Raw genomic sequence first — 18,226 nt, forward strand, 5'->3', positions numbered from 1 at the left:
TTTTTCAGGGATGCTGTGGCCATGCGACCGCTGATGACTCTCAAGGTGCGCCTGACCCTGCTGCTTGGCGTGGCGGCGCTGGCCGGCGCGCTGATCTATGCCGGTGTCACGCAGTGGCCACTGCCGCAGCTGTTGTTGTGGCTGCAGAGCGCGCTGACGGCAAAGCCGCTGACCGCAACGGCGGCGGCGATCGATGCGCCGCACGAGCTACATCTGGGCATCTACGGTGGCCTCGGTGTCTCCGCCGTGCTGCTGTTGCTGCTGGCGTTTTGGCTGGCTAGTCGCGCGATGTCGCCGGTCAGTCGTCTGCTGCGTGCGCTGGAAGGCGCGGTGACCAGTTATCGCGATGGCGATTTCAGCTTCTCGATCGCGGTGAACCGGCGTGACGAGCTGGGTGAACTGATCCGCATGCACAACGCACTGGGGCAGACCCTGCGCGAACAGCGCCAGCACCTGGTCCAACGCGAGCTGCTGCTGGATACCGTGGTGCAGAACACGCCGGTGGCGCTGGTGCTGTCCGATGCGGCTGGTCGTGTCGCCTACTCGAACATCGCCTCGCGGCATTTGTTCAACGAGGGACGCAGCCTGAACGGTCTGGATTTTGCCGAGCTGCTCGCCGATGCACCGGAGGCCCTGCGCAAGGCGGTGGAGAGCGGTGAAGATGCCTTGCTCAGCGTGGAGATGGATGGCAGCGAGGAAACTTTCCATCTGTCGCAGCGTGCCTTTCGTCTGCAGGGGCGCCCGCATCGACTGCAGCTGTTCCGGCGCATGACGCGCGAGCTGTCGCGGCAGGAAGTGGCGACCTGGAAGCGGGTGATCCGGGTGATCAGCCATGAGCTCAACAATTCACTGGCACCGATTTCCTCGCTGGCGCATTCCGGCGCGGAACTGGCGCGGCGCGGGCAGCTCGATCGATTGCCCAGTGTGTTCGCGACCATCAGCGAACGCGCGCTGCACCTGCATGGTTTCATCGCCGGCTACGCCAGCTTCGCCAAACTGCCCACGCCACAACCGGTCGCCGTGGCATGGACACCGTTCCTGGATGGGCTGGCGTTGCATTGTCACTATCGGCTGGCCACGCCGGCACCCAGCCATCCCGGCCATTTCGATGCGATCCAGATCGAGCAGGTACTGATCAACCTGATCAAGAACGCGCACGAATCGGGTGGTGCGGATGACGAGGTCACGCTGTCGATTCTGGATGTCGGTCGCGAGCTGCGCATCGAGGTAAGTGACCGCGGCCCCGGCATGAGCGAGACCGTGCTGGCGCAGGCATTGCTGCCGTTCTATTCGACCAAACGCTCCGGCACCGGGCTGGGTCTGGCGCTGGCGCGCGAGATCACCGAGGCACACGGCGGCCGCGTGCTGCTGGCCAACCGCGAGGGTGGCGGTTTGCGTGTGAGCCTGTTGCTGCCGCAGGTCGCATCGAGATAGCAGCCGGCTCGCCTATACTCCAGTCTTCTTCAGGGAATGGGGTAAATCATGGGACAGCTACTCGCGTTGGTCATCGTGTTCGTCGTCGTGGTCGGTGTGGCCAAGCTGGTGCGCATCGTGCCGCAAGGCTTCGAGTGGACGGTGGAGACATTCGGAAAGTACACCCGCACCTTGAGTCCGGGGCTGCACTTCCTGATCCCGATCTACCAGGCAGTCGGGCGCAAAATCAACATGATGGAGCAGGTGCTCGACGTGCCGTCGCAGGACGTGATCACCAAGGACAACGCCGTGGTGCGCGTCGACGGCGTGGTGTTCTACCAGGTGCTCGACGCCTCCAAGGCGGCCTACGAGGTATCCAATCTGGAGCAAGCCTCGTTGGCGCTGATCATGACCAATATCCGTACCGTGCTCGGCTCGATGGACCTGGATGAATCGCTGAGCCAGCGCGATGCGATCAACGCCAAACTGCTACGTGTGGTGGACGAGGCGACCCATCCGTGGGGCGTCAAGGTCAACCGCATCGAGATCAAGGACATCGCGCCACCGCGCGACCTGATCGACGCGATGGCACGGCAGATGAAGGCCGAGCGCGAGAAGCGCGCGAACATTCTGGATGCCGAGGGTTTCCGTCAGGCGGCGATCCTCAAGGCCGAAGGCGAGAAGCAGTCGGTGATCCTGGCTGCCGAGGGCGAGAAGGAAGCCGCATTCCGCGCCGCCGAGGCGCGCGAGCGTTCGGCCGAGGCCGAGGCGAAGGCGACCACGATGGTCTCCGACGCGATTTCCGGCGGCAACGTCAACGCATTGAACTACTTCGTCGCGAACAACTACGTCGAGGCGTTGAAGGAAATGGCGAAGTCGCCGAACCAGAAGATGCTGCTGCTGCCGATCGAGGCCACCGGCATCCTCGGTTCACTGGCCGGCATCGCCGAGCTGGCCAAGGAATCGCTGGGCCAGCAGCAGAAGTCGGCGGCGATCCAGCCGCCGCTGCGCTGAGGTGGCGGCCATGTGGGAGCTTTCCGCGCACTACCTGTGGTGGATCCTGGCACTGCTGCTGATTGCGGGTGAGGTGTTGCTGCCGGGTTATTTCATGCTGTGGATCGGTCTGGCTGCTGCGGCGATGGGCGTGGTGCTGTGGGCCGTGCCCTCGCTGGGGCTGCTGACCCAGGCGGTGCTGTTCGCGTTGCTGGCGCTGGCAGCCTGTGTCGCTTATGCGCGCCTGTTGCGGCCGCAGCTGGAGCGGCGCGAGCCGGGCAGCGAGCGACTCAACCGGCGGGCCGAGCAGATGATCGGTCAGCGCTACGAGCTGATCGAGCCGATCGTCAACGGTCGCGGCAAGGCCAGCGTTGGCGACGGCCAGTGGCTGGTCAGTGGGCCTGATCTGCCGCTGGGCAGCACGGTGGAAGTGATTGCGGTCGACGGCAGTACGTTGAAGGTGCGTGCGGCGGCATGACTACCGGCAACCCCATCAGTCCGCAGCAGTTCGCCACCACGGCGCTGAATACCCGCATGGCGTTTCTGCTGGAGCTGGCGCGGCGGTTGCATCAGTACGGGACGTCCGCACCGCGTCTGGAGATGGCGGTGGCCGGGGTCGCACAACGGCTGGGGCTGGCGGCCGATGTGTGGTCCAGTCCCACCGCGATCATCATTTCCTTCACCGACCTGGCCCAGGGCGAGGAGGGCGTGGCACAGAGCACCCAGGTGATGCGACTGGCGCCGGGTGAAGTGAATCTGGAGCGACTGTGTCAGGCTGACGAAATCGCCGATCACGCGATCGCCGGCGAGCTGGATCTGCGTGAGGGTTTCCATCGGTTGCGTGCGCTGGGCCGGCCGGATACGCGCCGCGAGAAGATCGGCCTGATCGCCAGTTACGGCCTGTCCGCCGGCAGCATTGCGGCACTGTTCCTGCACAGCGCATGGGTGGATGTGCTGGTCGCCGGCGTGATCGGCGTGATCATCGGCGGCATCACGCTGCTGGCGGCCAATCGGCCACGGCTGGCGGTGGCCAGCGATGCCATCTGTGCGCTGGTGGCCACCGCAGTGACGATCGTGGTGAGCGCGCTGGTGGTGCCGCTGGCGATCAAGTCGGTGGTGCTGGCCAGCCTGATCATCCTGATCCCGGGCATGTCGCTGACCACGGCAGTGCGAGAGATCTCCAGCCAGCATCTGGTCTCCGGCATGGCGCGCATGGGCGGCGCGATGTCGACCCTGCTCAAGCTCACCTTCGGCACGATCGCGGCCACCCAGTTGTGTGCCGCGCTGGGTATTACGCCGCGTGATTTCGCGTTGCCGCCATTGCCGGCATGGACCGATTATCCGGCCCTGCTGGTGGCGGCGATCGCGTTCGCGATCCTGTTCCGCGCAGCCCGGCGCGACTGGCCGGTGGTGATCGTGGCGGTGATCGTGGGTTATCTGGCCACGCGCTGGGGCGGCGCCATTTCCGGCTCACTGCCGGCCGCACCGTTTGGCGTATTCCTGGGTGGACTGCTGCTGGGTGCCATGGCGAATATCTATGCGCGATACGCGGGCAGGCCGGGCGCCGTCATTCGCGAGCCCGGCATTCTGCTGCTGGTACCGGGTAGCGTCGGTTTTCGCAGCATGTCGTTTCTGCTCGACCGCAATACCTCGTTGGGTATGGATACCGGGTTGCTGCTGCTGACCCTGCTGGTTTCGCTGGTGGCCGGATTGATGTTCGGCGACTTGCTGGTTTCGCCGCGCCGGTCGCTGTAAGGCTGAAACAAAAAACGCCGGCTTTCAGGCCGGCGTTTTTTTATGGATTTACCGATGAGGTGATTCCAATTTGGAACGGACCTTTTCGGAGCGGCAATCAGATTGCCAGATCCTTTTCCTTCTTGCCGGCCTTCAGTGCGTCGCTGAACCAGTGCGGGCGCTTGCCGCGACCGGACCAGGTCTGCGCTGGATTGGCCGGGTTGCGATATTTCGGTGCGACCGTACCGGTAGTGCGCTTGGCCTTGCCGCGCGCGCTGCCGAAGATGTCTTCGAAGGTATAACCCTCGGCCTTGATCAGCGCGTGCACCTTGTCGCGCAGCTTGGCGACCTTTTCCTTGCGCAGTTCGTTCTGGCGCACCTGCGCCTTGCTGATCAGGTCATTGAGCTGGGTGTGATTGAGACTCTTGATATCGACGGCCATGATGGACTCCCGGGGTTGAGTGTCGGTAATTGAATTAAATGGACTGGCTATGTCCAGCTTATGGTCTGGCTATTATTGGGGAGTTGAGCCTGACACAGTGCTGCAGTGTCAATTCTCGCTGATTTTCGGAATATTTGTAAAGCGAGGGGCATGTCGCGAGGCGACTTGTCTATTAAACGATAATTAATCGAACGCATGCGATTTTAATAAACGATACACCGGAATACCCCGTGGGTGATTGCCGAATGCGAAAACGGCCGCGCAAGGCGGCCGTTTCACGGGATAAACCGGATGTGACAGCTATTCAGCCGAGCAGGGCAAACAACTCATCCTGGTTGACCGAGCGGTTTTCGCTTTCACCGCGCGCGCGGTATTCCAGCGTGCCAGCAGCGACGCCGCGTTCGCTTACCACCACGCGGTGCGGAATACCGATCAGCTCCATGTCGGCAAACATGCCGCCCGGGCGCAAGCCGCGGTCGTCCAGTGCGGTCTCGATGCCGCGTTGGTTGAGCTGCTGGTACAACGCTTCGGCCGCCTCGGTAACCTCAGGCACGTTGCGCTGGTTGATCACGCACACGACCACGCGCCACGGGGCCATCGCCTCGGGCCAGAGGATGCCGGCCTCGTCGTGGCGCTGTTCGATCGCGGCGGCAACGATGCGACTGACGCCGATGCCGTAGCAGCCCATGCTCATCACTTGCGCCTTGCCCTGGTCGTCGGTCACGGTGGCAGCAAGCGCTTCGGCATATTTCTGGCCGAGCTGGAATACGTGGCCGACCTCGATCCCGCGCGCGATGTGCAGCACGCCGTGGCCATCTGGCGACAGGTCGCCCTCGACCACGTTGCGCAGGTCGGCGATGCGGGTGATCCGAGCATCGCGATCCCAGTTCGCGCCGGTGTAATGGCTGCCATCGGCGTGGCCACCGCAGACAAAGTCGGCGAGCACGGCCGCATCGCGGTCGACGATGACCGGAATGGACTCCGGCAGGCCGACCGGTCCGATGAAGCCGGGACGGGTGCCGGTGGCGGCGAGGATCTCTTCCTCGCTGGCCAGTACCGATTCGTCCGGCAGTTCGGCCAGCTTGCCGGCCTTCACTTCGTTGATTTCGTGATCGCCGCGCAGGCACAGCGCCACCAGACCATCGCGACCGCGCACCAGCAGTGTTTTCACGCATTGCTGCGGCGACACCTTGAGGAAGGCGCTGACTTCGTCGATGGTTTTCTGGGTTGGTGTGTCGACCCGCTGCAGTGCTGTGCCCGGCGCAGGGCGGTTGGTGATTGGCGCCAATGCCTCGGCCTTCTCCAGGTTCGCGGCGTATTCGGAGCCGTCGGAAAAGGCGATGGCGTCTTCGCCGGAATCAGCCAGCACCTGGAATTCATGGCTGGCATTGCCGCCGATTGCGCCGGTATCGGCCTGCACGGCGCGGAAGCTCAGGCCGAGTCGGGTGAAAATGCGCGTATACGCCTGATACATCGCTGCATAGGTTTCAGCCAATGATTCCTGGGTGAGATGGAAGGAATAGGCGTCCTTCATCAGGAATTCGCGCGCGCGCATCACGCCGAAACGCGGGCGGATCTCGTCGCGGAACTTGGTCTGGATCTGGTAGAAGTTGACCGGCAGCTGCTTGTAGCTTTTCAGCTCGTTTCGCGCGTAATCGGTGACCACTTCCTCGGCGGTGGGGGCGTAGCAGAACTCCTGCTCCTTGCGATCCTTGATCTTCAGCAGCTGGGGGCCGAACTTCGCCCAGCGGCCGCTTTCCTCCCACAGCTCCCTGGGCTGGATGGTCGGCATCAGCATTTCGATCGCGCCGGCGCGGTCCATTTCCTCGCGTACGATGTTTTCCACTTTGCGCAGCACACGCAGGCCCAGCGGCGACCAGGTGTACAAGCCCGAAGCGAGTTTGCGGATCATGCCGGCGCGTAGCATCAGCCGATGGCTGGTGATTTCTGCGTCGGCAGGGACTTCCTTGACGGTGGCCAGGTGGAATTGGCTGAGGCGCATGCGGGCAGTTCCGGCGTGGTAAAGACGCCTATTGTAGCGGCCTGCCGGCACGGTCGCTGGTCACTAATATGCCGGAAGTCGAAAACCGCCGGCACCCATGACGTGGTCGGTTATTGGCTCTGGCAATACTGGCTGTACTGCGCCTGCGCCGAACTGGTCTGTTGCTTGCGCTGATCGTTGTTGAGCGCGGTCGTTTTTCCACCTTGCTGCATGACCACGGGAGCGCTGCCCTGCAGTGTGGCGAGATCAGCTTTCAGCGAGGCACACAGCTTGTTGCGGTTCTCTGGCGTGTCGGCTATCGGTGCTGGCGGCATCGCGGCAGCGGATTCGTTGCTGGTAGCGGCTGGGGCGGGTGTGGTCAGCGGTTGCACAGTGCCGTTGGTGGTCACCTTGGAGAATTTGGTGCCCTGGGGTGGCGCATCCTGCGAGTAGTGCACGGTGCCGCTGGCATCCGTCCATTTGTAGACCTGGGCAGAGGCCAGCGGGGCCAACAACAGCAGCGCCACGGCGATCAGCGAACGGTGCATGGTGTTCTCCATATCAGGGGTAGTGCCAGTGGACGATTCCAAGGGTGTCTTGTTATCACTCCGGCTGCCCGGACTCAAGCAGCCGATGGTTTACACTGCGCGCATCCTGTCACGGTCTTGATTCATGAGCGAGCCCACGCCCGTACGCCCGCCACGCCATCGGGGTATTTACCTGCTGCCGAACCTGTTCACCACCGGGGCGATGTTTGCAGGGTTTTACGCGATTATCGCCAGCATCGGCGGACGTTACAGCGAGGCCGCGGTGGCGGTATTCATTGCTGCGGTGCTGGACGGCATGGATGGTCGGGTGGCGCGGATGACCGGCACCCAGACCGAGTTTGGTGTGCAATACGACTCGCTGTCCGACCTGGTCAGCTTCGGGCTGGCGCCGGCATTGGTGATGTATACGTGGTCGCTGTCGTCGCTGCAGGATTTCGGCCCGCTATGGGGCAAGCTGGGCTGGGCCGCCGCGTTCGTCTACGCCGCCTGCGCCGCGCTGCGACTGGCGCGCTTCAACACCCAGGTCGGCGTGGCCGACAAGCGTTATTTCCAGGGGTTGGCCAGTCCGGCCGCCGCTGGCGTGTGCATGTCGTTCGTGTGGAGTGCGGAGAAATCCGGTTTTTCCGGCGACGACCTGTGCTTCGTCACCCCGGCGATCGCCGTGCTGGTGGGCCTGCTGATGGTCAGCCGGTTCCGTTATTTCAGTTTCAAATCGTTGCCGATGGGCGAGCGTCAGCGCGTACCGTTTGTCTGGATGGTCGGTGCGGTGCTGCTGTTGGCGCTGCTGATCCTCGACACCGCACGGGTGCTGTTCGTCGGCTTCACGCTTTATCTGCTGTCCGGACCGGTAGGTACGATCTGGGGATTGGCCATGCGCCGCCGCGCGAGGCGCAACCCGGCATGATCCAGCCGATGCGCCAACCCGTCAGTGCCAGCCACCGCGCGCGCGTCCTGCGTGCGCTGGACGTGACGCCATGGGTGCGTCGCGCCTTGCCGGCGGATCACGCCACGATGGCCGAAGTGGCTGACGTGGCGGCAGGCGTTGCCTGCGTGGTGGTGTTGCCCGAGGCCTGCAGTACGCGTGAGCTCGACCTGCTCGGGCGTGCGCTGAGCGCGTGCGGGGCGAGCCTGGCGCGTGCCGCGCGGGTCACGGTGAAAGGTGGGCAGTTGGCCGCCGACGTACCGGAAGCGAATGCCTATCTGGTGTTCGGCGAGGCACAGGCGCATGCGCTGGGCCGCAGCCTGCCGGCGGCGGCGGTGCACCGTGCACAGATTGTGCTGGCCGACGAGCCAGCGCTGGTACTGACCAGTGCCGCCGCCAAGCGACGGCTGTGGAGCGCACTGCGCAGTCTGCGCCGTGTGCTGGCCGCGGCAGGCAGCTAACCGCGATGGTTGCCGTCGTCAAACCGGTGATCCAGGTGCGCGGCATGCACAGCGAGGATCTGGCGGTGGTCAGTGCGATGGAGGCTGCCTCCTACGACTACCCGTGGTCGCACGGTATCTTCGACGATTGCCTGAAAGCTGGGCATCCGTGCTGGGTATTGTGTGTGGACGCGACGATTGTCGGTTACGGCATCCTGTCGATGGGCGCGGGCGAGGCGCATCTGCTGAATATCTGCATCGATCCTGCCTTTCGCGGGCGCAGGTTGGGTCGCCATCTGCTCGGCCGGCTGCTGGATATCGCGCGCTGGAATGGTGCCGAACGCGTATTCCTTGAGGTGCGGCCATCGAATCCGCTGGCGAAGGTGTTGTATGAGTCGGTGGGGTTTGTCGAGATCGGGCGGCGGCCGCGTTATTACCCAGCGCGGGATGGGCGCGAGGAAGCAATCGTGATGGCGCTGGAGTTGTTGCCTTCGGCTTAGCGAACAAGAGTTTTCACCCTCCTTCGGAGGGCGACGTACTTCTCTTTTGCTTGTCCATGTGCACGCAGGAGCGTGCGCGAACAGCGAAGCTGGCCCGAAGGGCGTAGGGCATCCTGCCCTAACGCCAAACTGGTTCGCATCCATGCGAACCACCCTGCGGGCTTTTCCTCCACCCGCCCGCCGCTTCAGAGGGGCCCCGGGTAGAGCGACGCGCATCCTGCGCTTACTTTTAGAGGAGCCAGATCAAGAGCAGTGCAAGAGCTTGAACGAAGCGACGCTTCGTTGCTGTTGCTTCTGAGCTTCTCACCGAGTGCGGGCCACGATGGCCCGCTGCTCTACCGGGGCCCCTGTGCGGCGGTGAGTCGGAGACGACAGGCCCGCAGGGGCATCGGCATGGATGCCGATGCCTTTTCGTCAGGACAGGAGTCCTGTCGAAAAGCCCGGCCCCGGCTCACGGACTTGCCGGGCAGGATGCCCGGCAAGCACCAAGCGGGGTGGCCTTTCTCTTTGGTTAGCTTTCTTTTTGGCCACGCAAAGAGAAAGTAACTCGGGCGCCGAAGGCGCACGAAAGCTCCTGCTTCTGCGAAACACTCGACAGTCCCAGCAGACATTCGACCAGCACTGAACCTGACCCCGAACGCGAGTACTGGGCGTTCAAGTCCTGCACCAACTCGGAAATGAAGGATGCTGGTTGCTCTGGATCAGAGCCCTACGCTATCAGGCAGGCTTAGGGACAATGTTTCGGCATGCGTAGAACATCAACATACGCATGAAGCTTAAGACGTCCATTCGGAGTTGAGCCAGTTCTTGGTGCTCGTAGGCATATCTCCAATGAACAAACACGTTGTTCATCATTGAAATAAATTCTGGAACTACTGGTTCGCCAGATAGTGGTACATCCCTAAGCGCATCAGGAATGCTGGCTTCAATATCAGCCAACGCTTCGGGTGGAAGTTCGTTGTAAAGCTCTAGAAGCTCGTGTCCTCGGAGCTTCCTCCCGTGCTTAAGTGCCAACGCCTTCAAATAGAGCTCAACACAAAAGGCGGTATTCACTGCGTAGGGAATGAGCGCGAACGGCCTCCGGGGAGGTGGGCGAGCTAACTCCGTGTTCCACAGCAATGTGCAAGTGTCTTGGAAATAGATCGCCTGCTGCCGTATGTGCATCCAGAGGGGCAACTCGCGCTGCTCGTAGCCGAGTTCTTGCAGCCTTGCTCGCGCGATAGGTAGATCGAGTTCGGTGTCGCCAGTGCTGATGTACTGACCGACAACCTTCCCGTTTACCATCAAGTCCTTTGAGCCAGGTGGTATTTGCGCCATCTGTGTAGCCTGTGGATAGGGTCACAACCTGAATTGTAAGTCTGTTTGTCCGGTCATTCGGTCACCCGTAACACCAACTTCCCCCGATGACTCCCATCAAACAACCGATTAAGCACCTCGGGCGCATTCTCCAACCCCTCCGCTACCGTCTCCTCCGCCTTCAACTTCCCCTCACGAATCCACCCAGCCAGCGTCTGCACCGCCTCACGCGTCTTCGTGTAATCAAGTATCAGAAACCCCCGCATGCTGAGCCGCTTCATCACGAATACGCCGAAGTCGTCGCTGGGGCGTTCGCCGCTGTTGTAGCCGGAGATCAGCCCGCATAGGGCGACGCGCCCGCCGATGACCATGCGTGAGAGCACGGCGCGCATCACTTCACCGCCGACGTTTTCGAAGTTGACGTGCACGCCGTCGGGGGTGGCGGCCTTGAGTTGCTGTTTGAAGTCTTCAGCCTTGTAGTCGACGGCGGCGTCGAAGCCGAGTTCGTCGGTGAGATAGTGGCATTTGTCGGCGCCGCCGGCGATGCCGACCACGCGGGCGCCGTGGATCTTGCCGATCTGGCCGGCGATGGAGCCGACTGAGCCGGCTGCGGCGGAGACCACCAGGGTTTCGCCGGGCTGCACCGGGGCGATGTCGGTGAGGCCGTAATAGGCGGTGACGCCGCTCATGCCGCAGGCGCCGAGCAGGGTGGGCAGCGGAATGCCGGGATCGGCGGGCAGGCGCACGTAGCCCTTGGCGCTCTCGTGCAGAACCAGATAGTCCTGCCAGCCGGTGAGGCCCTGCAGCAGGTCGCCTTCCTTGTATTGCGCCGAGCGCGACTGCACCACGCGGCCCAGGCCCAGCGCGCGCATCACTTCGCCGATCGCCACTGGCGGCAGGTATTGCGGGATGTCGCGCATCCACACGCGGTTGGTCGGATCCATCGACAGATACAGCACGCGCAGTAGCACCTCGCCATCCTTCAGCTCGGGCACGGCTTGCTCGACCAGGTCGAAGTTCTCGCGTTTGACCAGGCCTTCGGGGCGGGTCTTCAGACGCAGCTGACGATTGACGTAGGACATGGGGTTCACCGTGATGCGGGAAGGGGAGAGGAGTGCGTTCGACTATACGGCGCAGGCGCCGCCGTCGATCACCATTTCGGCGGCGGTGACGTAGCGGCTTTCATCGGAGGCGAGATACAACACGGCATAGGCGACATCGTCCGGTTCGCCGAGACGGTGCATGGGAATGCCGTGTGTGAGCTTGCGGGTGGCTTCCTCCTCGCCCAGCGCGTCGAAGAACGGCGCCACGATGCCGGTGCGGATGAAGGCCGGATGGATCGAGTTGCAGCGCACGTCGATCTTCTGCCGCGTGCAGTCGATTGCGACCGATTTCGTCAGCATTGCCACCGCGGCCTTGGAGGTGTTGTACGCGGTGTAATCGGGGCCGACCTTGAACGCGGCCAGCGAGGAGATGTTGACGATCGACGCGGGCTGATGTGCACGCAATAGCGGCAGCGCGTGCTTGCAGCCGAGCATGATGCTTTCCACGTTGACGCTCATCACGCGGCGCCACTCTTTCAGCTCAATCTGTTCCACCGTGCCGAGCGAACCGATGCCGGCATTGTTGACCAGTACGGAAAGGCCGCCCATGGCCTCGTTCGCTTCGGCCAGCAGCGCATGCCAGCGCTCCTCGTCACGCACGTCCTGCGCGGCGGACCAGGCAACCTGCCGCCCGCGTTCGTGATTGATGTCGTCGGCCACCGCATGCACGCCGGCTTCGTCGATATCGGTAAGAAAGACATTCGCGCCGTGTCGCGCGAGCATGCGCGCGATCGCGGCACCGAGGCCACCGGCCGCGCCGGTGACGAAGGCGCGCTTGCCGGTGACGCGTTGTGCGGAAGGTTCGGTCATGGCGCGTTCCTGCCGATGTTGATGAGGATGATGTCGATGGGAGTGGTGTTGATCGGATCAGACACAGAGGTAGCCGCCATCGACGTTCAGCACCGCGCCGGTGGTGTACGAAGATGCATCGGAAGCGAGATAGAGCACGGCGCCGGCCATCTCCGAAGGCTGCGCCACACGGCGCATCGGCACATGCGCCAGCGCCTGCTTGAGGATCGCTGGCGTGTTCACCAGCACCGAAGCGAACTTGGTGTCGGTCAGTCCCGGCAGCAGCGCATTGCAGCGCACGCCTGAGGCGGCGCATTCCACCGCGAACGCCTTGGTCATCGAGATCACGGCGGCCTTGGTGATCGAGTAGATGCCCTGCTGGAAGCCCGGCACCACGCCGTTGACCGATGCCACGTTGACGATCGCGCCGCCGCCGCTGGCCGCCATCAGCTTTGCGCCATGGGTGGACATGTAGAAATAGCCGCGGATGTTCACGTCGACGGTCTTCTGGAAGATGCCCGGATCGGTATCCAGAATGCTGCCGAAGTAGGGATTGGTGGCTGCGTTGTTGACCAGGATGTCGAGCCGATCGTGGCGTTGCGTCACATGCGCAAACAGCGCCTCGATCTGCGCCAGCTCGCCGATATGGCAGGCGAAGGCTTCGGCCGAGCCGCCGGCTGCGACGATCTCGTCGACCACCAACTGGCAGTCGGCCTCGCGTCGGCTGGAGACGATCGTGTGCGCGCCGTGCGCCGCCAACAGTTTCGCGATTTCGGCGCCGATGCCGCGGCTGGCGCCGGTGACGATGGCGATCTTGCCCTTGAGATCGAAGTTCGGAGTGGTACTCATGGCGAGGTCTCTTGGCGAAGGTGGGAGGAGTCAGCGCAGCGTGACGAGGTGATGCTCGTTCGCGTGTTCCAGGTGCGGCCACGCGTTGTAGGTAATCAGCGTCGCACCGCGTTGGCCGAGCCGCAGCCGCGTGAGGCCGGTGTTTACCAGCGGCCAGCTGAGTTTGAAGGTCTGTGCCAGCGGCGCGTCGATCAGTGCGTTGGTGATTACAGCGATCGGGCCGCCCGAAGTGACCGCCCAGATCGTGCGCGCCGGATGCTCGGTCAGTGTCTGCAGTGCAGCCATCACATTGCTGCGAAAGCTCGGCCAAGTGAGTTGGTACTCGCTGTCGTGCGCACCGTCGACCCAGCGCGTGACGGCATCTGCGAACAGGCGCTGGAATGCACGGTGTGGATCGGGCACCTGCTTCAACTCCGCGCGCAGTGCGCCGGGTCCTTCCATGTCAGGGCGATGTCGCGCGAGCAGTTCGCGGTGATCGACTTCGTCCAGACCGTCCAACATCAGTGGTACCAGGTCGATGCCGGCCGCTTCAAGACACAGCTCGGCCGTGTGCCGATGTCGTTCGCGAGGGCCGATCGCAATCAGGTCCGGGGTCGATCCGCACGCCGCCAGCCACGAACCCAATTGTCGCGATTGTTCTTCGCCAACCGGCGACAAACGGTCGTAGTCATCGGCACTGAAACTGGCCTGACCATGACGTATCAGCAGCAGGCTGCGCGTGCTCACAGCGTCGAGCGACCGATGATGCGGCGGCAGCGTCCGCCCATGTAGCGGGCGGCCTGGCCGAAGCCGGCGAACTGCGGGTTGCTGGTCTGGCCCAACGCGAAACGACGGTAGATCTGCTGGATGATCACCATCAGCCGGAACAGTCCGAACACTTCGTAGAAATCGAAGTTGTCCACATGCAGGCCGCTGCGCTGTCCGTAGTAATCGATCACCTCACGTCGCGTCAGCATGCCGGGCACGTGCGTCGGCTGGCGGCGGAACGACTGGAACGTGGCATCGTCGTCGGCCTGCACCCAGTACGCCAGCGAGCCGCCCAGATCCATCAGCGGATCGCCGATGGTGGCCATCTCCCAGTCCAGTACGCCGATGATGTGGAGCGGATGATCGGGATCGAGCACCACGTTGTCGAAGCGGTAATCGTTGTGGATCACGCAACTGGCGTTGTCGTGTGTCGGCTGTTTCGCCGCCAGCCACGTCACAACATCGGCACAGGCATCAGTGTCTTCGGTGAACGACTTCTGCCAGCGATCGCTCCAGCCGGCCACCTGCCGCGCGATATAGCCGCCACCCTTGCCGATGTGTTGCAGCTCGGGCAGCGACGCATCCACCTGATGCAGTTCGATCAGGCGGTCGATGAAGCCCAGGCAGAGCTGGCGCACACCATCCGCATCGAGACCCAGCTCGGGCGGCAGTTCGCGACGCAGGATGCTGCCGCGCAGCCGCTCCATCACGTAGAAGTCATGACCGATCACCGAGCTGTCGTTACAAGTGGCGAGAATCGCTGGGACATACGGATAGTGCGACTTCAGCGCCGCCATCACCTGCGCCTCGCGCAGCATGTCATGCGCGGATTTCGCCTTGGCGCCGGCTGGTGGACGACGCAGCACCAGCTCGCGGTCGCCGTAGGTGATCAGGTAGGTGAGGTTGGAGGCACCGCCAGGAAACTGCGCGAGCGTCGGCGTACCTTCGAGTCCGGCGATGTGCTGCTTCAGGAGCGCATCGACGCGTTGCAGGTCGAGCGCATCCTCGTCACGTACTGCACGCGGTTGATCCAGCGGTGTGGTCATCGCGCCGACTCCTGTGCGCCTTGCGCTTTCATTTCCAGCCGCGCGATCACACCGCGATGCACTTCGTCCGGGCCGTCGGCCAGACGCAGCACACGCGCATACGCGTACAGCTGCGCCAACGGAAAATCGTCGGACAGGCCGGCGCCGCCGTGGATCTGGATCGCCGCATCGGCCGCCTGCTGGGCCACCGCCGGCACCACCACCTTGATCTGCGAGATCAGGCTGAGCGCGGCCTTGGTGCCGTGCGTGTCCAATGTCCAGGCGGTCTTCAGCGTCAGCAGGCGCGCCTGCTCGATCGCCATGCGCAGGTTGGCGATGATGTCCGGATTGCCACCGAGTTCGGATAGCGGCTTGCCGAATGCGACGCGTGAACGTGCACGTGCACACAGCAGGGTCAGCGCGCGCTCCGCCGCGCCGATCGCGCGCATGCAGTGATGCACGCGTCCGGGCCCGAGCCGACCCTGTGCTATCTCGAAGCCGCGGCCCGCGCCAAGGATCACGTTCTCCACCGACAGTCGTACGTTGGTAAAGCTCAACTCGCCATGGCCGTTCGGTTCGTCGAAGTGATGGAACACCGGCAGCATGCGCTCAATGGTGACGCCCGGACTGTCGAGCGGGGAGATCACCATGCTGTGGCGGCGGTGCGGTTCGGCGTGCGGATCGCTCAGCCCCATGAAGATTACGAAGCGGCAATGTGGATGGCCGGCGCCGGTGGTCCACCACTTGCGTCCGTTAAGCACGACCTGATCGCCTTCGATGGTGGCGGTGGCCTGCATGTTGGTGGCGTCGGAAGAAGCCACGTCCGGCTCGGTCATGCCGAAGGCCGAACGGATCTGCCCGGCAAGCAGGGGTTGCAGCCAGCGCTCCCGTTGTTCCGGCGTGCCGTAGCGGTGCAGCACTTCCATGTTGCCGCTGTCGGGCGCGCTGCAGTTGAACACTTCGGGCGCGATGAAGGAGTGCCCCATGATCTCGGCCAGTGGCGCGTAGTCCATGTGGCTGAGTCCCGCGCCGTGTTCGGCATCGGGTAGAAACAGGTTCCACAGTCCGGCTGCGCGTGCCTTCGCTTTCAGGCTTTCCATCACCGCCGGTTGCTGCCACTGGCGATGGTCGCTACTGCCGCTCAGTTGCGTGGCGTAGATCCGTTCGGCCGGCACCACCTCCTCGCACATGAAGGCGGAGAGGCGTTCGACGAGAGCCTGCGTACGTTCTGAAGCGGCGAAGTCCACGTGCGTTTCTCCTGACCAGCGGCCAGCCTACGCCTCGCTCCAATGATTAGTGAAATGAATATGTTTTATGACTATCCATTAACATGGCTGATGACTTTGGCGCTGCTGTCATCAGCACGCACTCGGTAGGGAGCAGGACATGGACCGCACCGACAATCGCATCGACCTCAACCTGTTCCGCGTACTCGACGCGATCTACAGCCATGGCGGCGTCAGCGCTGCTGCACGCGTGCTGCACCTGACCCAGCCGGCGGTCACGCATGCCTTGCAGCGCCTGCGCGATCAGCTCGGTGATCCGCTGTTCGTGCGTCAGGGCAACCGCCTGCTGCCGACCGAAAAGGTGCGCACGATGATGCCGGCCGTGCAGCTGCATCTGAAGGGCCTGCATGCCAGCGCACATGCACAGCCGCGTTTCGATCCGGCGCAGCTGGATCTCGAGTTGACTGTCGGTTTTCGCGACATCCTGGAATCGATCGCGTTGCCTTCGCTGCTGGCACGGATCGAACAGCATGCACCGCAGTTGCGCGTGGTCAGTCGTCGCGTTGCCGCTGACGACGTGGAACGGGAGCTGGCCGCAGGCACGGTCGATCTGGTGGTGGATCGACCGCTGCGGGCCAGCGCACACATTTCCAGCAAGCGTCTGCTCGACGAGTCACTGGTCGTGGTGATGCGTGCCGATCATCCGTGCGCCACGCAACTCAGGCGCAGCGATTACATGAGCGCCCGGCACATCGCCGTGTCGGCGCTGGGCGAGGCCAATGCGCTGGATATGCTGCTCGGCCAGAACGGCATGTTCCGTCACGTGCAGCTGGTCAGTCAGCACTACTTTTCCGCGTGCCAGATCGCGGCGGCCACGCAGATGCTGCTGACCGTGCCGCGTTCGTATGCCAACCACCTGGCCACGCTGTTGCCGATTGCCGTGCAGCCGTTGCCGATCCGGTTGAAGGCGTTTCCCATCCTGGCCTACTGGCATGCGTCGAAAGACGACGACCGCGCGCATACCTGGTTTCGGCAATGGGTGTTCGAGGCGATCACCCAGGCAATCGAGCCGGTGCGCCGCTGATCACGGCGCGCTGGCTTCTGCTGGCGCTGCCACGGATGTCGCCCGAGGATGCTCGTGGATGAATTGCACGACATCCTGGATCACCGGTGCCTTGTCGCGCAGCGGTTTCGAGATCGAGAACAGGATCGCGAAGTGGCCGATATCCGGGTAGAGCTTGACCTCGACCGGCTCGTTTTCTTTGCGCAAGGCACGCGCCAGTGATTCGGCATTGCGCGGCCAGACGATCTTGTCGGTGCTGCCCTGCATCAGCAGCATCGGCGGCTCATCGCCGTTGACGAAGTACATCGGCTGCGAGCGCAGCTGTGCATCATGCGTGGTACCGAACATGTCGATGAAATCCGGATCCTTCAACGGCAGAAAATCGTACGGACCAGCCAGACCGATGAAGCCGGCCAATTGTCGTGGCTGCATGCCGACGGCATTCAACCAGTGCGCGTCGGTGGCCAGCAGCGCACCGATATGTGCGCCGGCCGAGTGACCCATCACGAACAACGAGGCCGGATCGCCGCCGTAGTCGCTGGCGTGCGCATGGGTCCACGCCACCGCACGCGCGGCGTCCTGCATGAAACCATCCAGCCGAACCTGCGGCCATTTGCGATAGTCGGGGACCACCACCACCAGACCACGTTTGGCCAATGCCTCGGCCGCCCAGCGATACCACTGCCGCTTGCCGGACTTCCAGCTACCACCGTAGAAGAACACCACCACCGGCGCGCGCGCTGTGCCAGGCAAGCGATAGACGTCCAGTGCCAACTGGTGCGCCGGGTCGTACGTCACATCGCGTTGCACGACCACATCGGTCTTGCCGGTGGTGGCGTTGAGACTGCCAAACAGCACTGCTTGACAACCCGTGAGCAGGCTGCTGCCGAGCAGCAGCGCGGCGGTGGCAAGCAGGCGACGGTGTGGGGTTGCGGACGGACGTCGGGGAGCTGGACTCATGGGCAGCCTTTAATCGTGTGGTGCCAAGTAGTGGAGGTTGATGCGGAGGCACTGCAGGAGATACGTAACCGATCGGGTCAGGGATGCAGTTCGCCGCCAATCATCGAAGAACGAGATCAGGCGCATCGCTGGTTTCGTGAACGTCTCGTCAAGTCGATTGCCGAGGCCATGTCGCCTTCGCAACGCTGACTTGCC

The 18,226-nt window shown here is 63.3% G+C and carries 19 protein-coding genes; 8 read left to right on the plus strand and 11 right to left on the minus strand.

The window, feature by feature from the left end; translation table 11 throughout:
• Positions 1-21: 21 nt before the first annotated feature.
• From B0E48_RS03395 to B0E48_RS03410, 4 genes are read left to right on the plus strand one after another with little or no spacing between them, the layout of a single operon-like run.
• Positions 22-1,434 (plus strand): ATP-binding protein, encoded by a 1,413-nt coding sequence (locus tag B0E48_RS03395; RefSeq protein ID WP_077516000.1) that lies wholly within the window; start codon positions 22-24, stop codon positions 1,432-1,434.
• A gap of 48 nt (positions 1,435-1,482) precedes the next feature.
• Complete coding sequence (locus tag B0E48_RS03400; RefSeq protein ID WP_077516001.1) at positions 1,483-2,427, plus strand: SPFH domain-containing protein; 945 nt, start codon at positions 1,483-1,485, stop codon at positions 2,425-2,427.
• A 10-nt stretch (positions 2,428-2,437) separates the two neighbouring features.
• On the plus strand, positions 2,438-2,884 hold the full coding sequence (locus B0E48_RS03405) for an NfeD family protein (protein ID WP_077516002.1): 447 nt from the start codon (positions 2,438-2,440) through the stop codon (positions 2,882-2,884).
• Positions 2,881-4,161: a threonine/serine exporter family protein gene (locus tag B0E48_RS03410; protein WP_077516003.1), complete on the plus strand. Its 1,281-nt coding sequence runs from the start codon at positions 2,881-2,883 to the stop codon at positions 4,159-4,161. Before B0E48_RS03405 ends, B0E48_RS03410 begins: the two co-directional genes overlap by 4 nt.
• Before the next feature lie 97 nt (positions 4,162-4,258).
• Here the strand turns inward: B0E48_RS03410 and B0E48_RS03415 are convergent, their stop codons facing one another.
• From B0E48_RS03415 to B0E48_RS03425, 3 genes are all read right to left on the minus strand, one after another.
• On the minus strand, positions 4,259-4,582 hold the full coding sequence (locus B0E48_RS03415) for an H-NS histone family protein (RefSeq protein WP_077516004.1): 324 nt from the start codon (positions 4,580-4,582) through the stop codon (positions 4,259-4,261).
• 304 nt (positions 4,583-4,886) lie between these two features.
• A complete protein-coding gene (locus B0E48_RS03420; protein WP_077516005.1) occupies positions 4,887-6,584 on the minus strand; it encodes a proline--tRNA ligase in 1,698 nt (565 codons plus the stop codon).
• A gap of 110 nt (positions 6,585-6,694) precedes the next feature.
• Entirely contained in the window at positions 6,695-7,111 is a 417-nt protein-coding gene (locus B0E48_RS03425) for a DUF4124 domain-containing protein (protein WP_168170278.1), read from the minus strand.
• 124 nt (positions 7,112-7,235) lie between these two features.
• On the opposite strand from B0E48_RS03425, the gene B0E48_RS03430 reads away from it, so the two are divergent.
• The 3 genes from B0E48_RS03430 to rimI are packed head-to-tail and all read left to right on the plus strand — an operon-like array spanning position 7,236 to position 8,973.
• The gene (locus B0E48_RS03430; protein ID WP_077516007.1) at positions 7,236-8,015 is read left to right on the plus strand and encodes a phosphatidylcholine/phosphatidylserine synthase; all 780 of its coding nucleotides are present in this window, start codon (positions 7,236-7,238) and stop codon (positions 8,013-8,015) included.
• Between the two features lie 8 nt (positions 8,016-8,023).
• Entirely contained in the window at positions 8,024-8,494 is a 471-nt protein-coding gene (locus B0E48_RS03435) for a hypothetical protein (protein ID WP_168170279.1), read from the plus strand.
• A 5-nt stretch (positions 8,495-8,499) separates the two neighbouring features.
• Positions 8,500-8,973, plus strand: coding sequence for a ribosomal protein S18-alanine N-acetyltransferase (gene rimI / locus B0E48_RS03440; RefSeq protein ID WP_077516009.1), 474 nt, complete (start codon positions 8,500-8,502; stop codon positions 8,971-8,973).
• 717 nt (positions 8,974-9,690) lie between these two features.
• Here rimI and B0E48_RS03445 read toward each other — a convergent pair.
• The 7 genes from B0E48_RS03445 to B0E48_RS03475 are packed head-to-tail and all read right to left on the minus strand — an operon-like array spanning position 9,691 to position 16,029.
• Positions 9,691-10,290 (minus strand): hypothetical protein, encoded by a 600-nt coding sequence (locus tag B0E48_RS03445; protein ID WP_077516010.1) that lies wholly within the window; start codon positions 10,288-10,290, stop codon positions 9,691-9,693.
• A gap of 53 nt (positions 10,291-10,343) precedes the next feature.
• On the minus strand, positions 10,344-11,351 hold the full coding sequence (locus tag B0E48_RS03450) for an NADP-dependent oxidoreductase (protein WP_077516011.1): 1,008 nt from the start codon (positions 11,349-11,351) through the stop codon (positions 10,344-10,346).
• 42 nt (positions 11,352-11,393) lie between these two features.
• Positions 11,394-12,182: an SDR family oxidoreductase gene (locus B0E48_RS03455; RefSeq protein ID WP_077516012.1), complete on the minus strand. Its 789-nt coding sequence runs from the start codon at positions 12,180-12,182 to the stop codon at positions 11,394-11,396.
• A 57-nt stretch (positions 12,183-12,239) separates the two neighbouring features.
• Entirely contained in the window at positions 12,240-13,010 is a 771-nt protein-coding gene (locus B0E48_RS03460; RefSeq protein ID WP_077516013.1) for an SDR family oxidoreductase, read from the minus strand.
• A gap of 30 nt (positions 13,011-13,040) precedes the next feature.
• On the minus strand, positions 13,041-13,736 hold the full coding sequence (locus B0E48_RS03465) for a histidine phosphatase family protein (RefSeq protein WP_077516014.1): 696 nt from the start codon (positions 13,734-13,736) through the stop codon (positions 13,041-13,043).
• Positions 13,733-14,803, minus strand: a complete 1,071-nt coding sequence (locus B0E48_RS03470; RefSeq protein ID WP_077516015.1) for a phosphotransferase family protein — start codon at positions 14,801-14,803, stop codon at positions 13,733-13,735. Before B0E48_RS03470 ends, B0E48_RS03465 begins: the two co-directional genes overlap by 4 nt.
• Entirely contained in the window at positions 14,800-16,029 is a 1,230-nt protein-coding gene (locus tag B0E48_RS03475) for an acyl-CoA dehydrogenase family protein (protein WP_077516016.1), read from the minus strand. Before B0E48_RS03475 ends, B0E48_RS03470 begins: the two co-directional genes overlap by 4 nt.
• A gap of 139 nt (positions 16,030-16,168) precedes the next feature.
• Between B0E48_RS03475 and B0E48_RS03480 the strand changes: the two genes are divergently transcribed.
• Positions 16,169-17,092: a LysR family transcriptional regulator gene (locus tag B0E48_RS03480; RefSeq protein WP_077516017.1), complete on the plus strand. Its 924-nt coding sequence runs from the start codon at positions 16,169-16,171 to the stop codon at positions 17,090-17,092.
• Here B0E48_RS03480 and B0E48_RS03485 read toward each other — a convergent pair whose 3' ends face one another.
• Positions 17,093-18,031: an alpha/beta hydrolase gene (locus B0E48_RS03485; protein ID WP_077516018.1), complete on the minus strand. Its 939-nt coding sequence runs from the start codon at positions 18,029-18,031 to the stop codon at positions 17,093-17,095. It abuts the gene before it with no gap.
• Positions 18,032-18,226: the final 195 nt, after the last annotated feature.

Source organism: Rhodanobacter sp. C03 (genome assembly GCF_002001175.1).
Lineage (GTDB): Bacteria > Pseudomonadota > Gammaproteobacteria > Xanthomonadales > Rhodanobacteraceae > Rhodanobacter.

Coding starts and splice junctions, on each gene's coding strand:
- B0E48_RS03420 (WP_077516005.1), bottom strand. CDS start 6,584: ATGCGCCTCAGCCAATTCCACCTGGCCACCGTCAAGGAAGTCCCTGCC.
- B0E48_RS03450 (WP_077516011.1), bottom strand. CDS start 11,351: ATGTCCTACGTCAATCGTCAGCTGCGTCTGAAGACCCGCCCCGAAGGC.
- B0E48_RS03410 (WP_077516003.1), top strand. CDS start 2,881: ATGACTACCGGCAACCCCATCAGTCCGCAGCAGTTCGCCACCACGGCG.
- B0E48_RS03480 (WP_077516017.1), top strand. CDS start 16,169: ATGGACCGCACCGACAATCGCATCGACCTCAACCTGTTCCGCGTACTC.
- B0E48_RS03415 (WP_077516004.1), bottom strand. CDS start 4,582: ATGGCCGTCGATATCAAGAGTCTCAATCACACCCAGCTCAATGACCTG.
- B0E48_RS03445 (WP_077516010.1), bottom strand. CDS start 10,290: ATGGCGCAAATACCACCTGGCTCAAAGGACTTGATGGTAAACGGGAAG.
- B0E48_RS03395 (WP_077516000.1), top strand. CDS start 22: ATGCGACCGCTGATGACTCTCAAGGTGCGCCTGACCCTGCTGCTTGGC.
- B0E48_RS03400 (WP_077516001.1), top strand. CDS start 1,483: ATGGGACAGCTACTCGCGTTGGTCATCGTGTTCGTCGTCGTGGTCGGT.
- B0E48_RS03470 (WP_077516015.1), bottom strand. CDS start 14,803: ATGACCACACCGCTGGATCAACCGCGTGCAGTACGTGACGAGGATGCG.
- B0E48_RS03435 (WP_168170279.1), top strand. CDS start 8,024: ATGCGCCAACCCGTCAGTGCCAGCCACCGCGCGCGCGTCCTGCGTGCG.
- B0E48_RS03425 (WP_168170278.1), bottom strand. CDS start 7,111: ATGCACCGTTCGCTGATCGCCGTGGCGCTGCTGTTGTTGGCCCCGCTG.
- B0E48_RS03430 (WP_077516007.1), top strand. CDS start 7,236: ATGAGCGAGCCCACGCCCGTACGCCCGCCACGCCATCGGGGTATTTAC.
- B0E48_RS03460 (WP_077516013.1), bottom strand. CDS start 13,010: ATGAGTACCACTCCGAACTTCGATCTCAAGGGCAAGATCGCCATCGTC.
- B0E48_RS03455 (WP_077516012.1), bottom strand. CDS start 12,182: ATGACCGAACCTTCCGCACAACGCGTCACCGGCAAGCGCGCCTTCGTC.
- B0E48_RS03485 (WP_077516018.1), bottom strand. CDS start 18,031: ATGAGTCCAGCTCCCCGACGTCCGTCCGCAACCCCACACCGTCGCCTG.
- rimI (WP_077516009.1), top strand. CDS start 8,500: ATGGTTGCCGTCGTCAAACCGGTGATCCAGGTGCGCGGCATGCACAGC.
- B0E48_RS03405 (WP_077516002.1), top strand. CDS start 2,438: ATGTGGGAGCTTTCCGCGCACTACCTGTGGTGGATCCTGGCACTGCTG.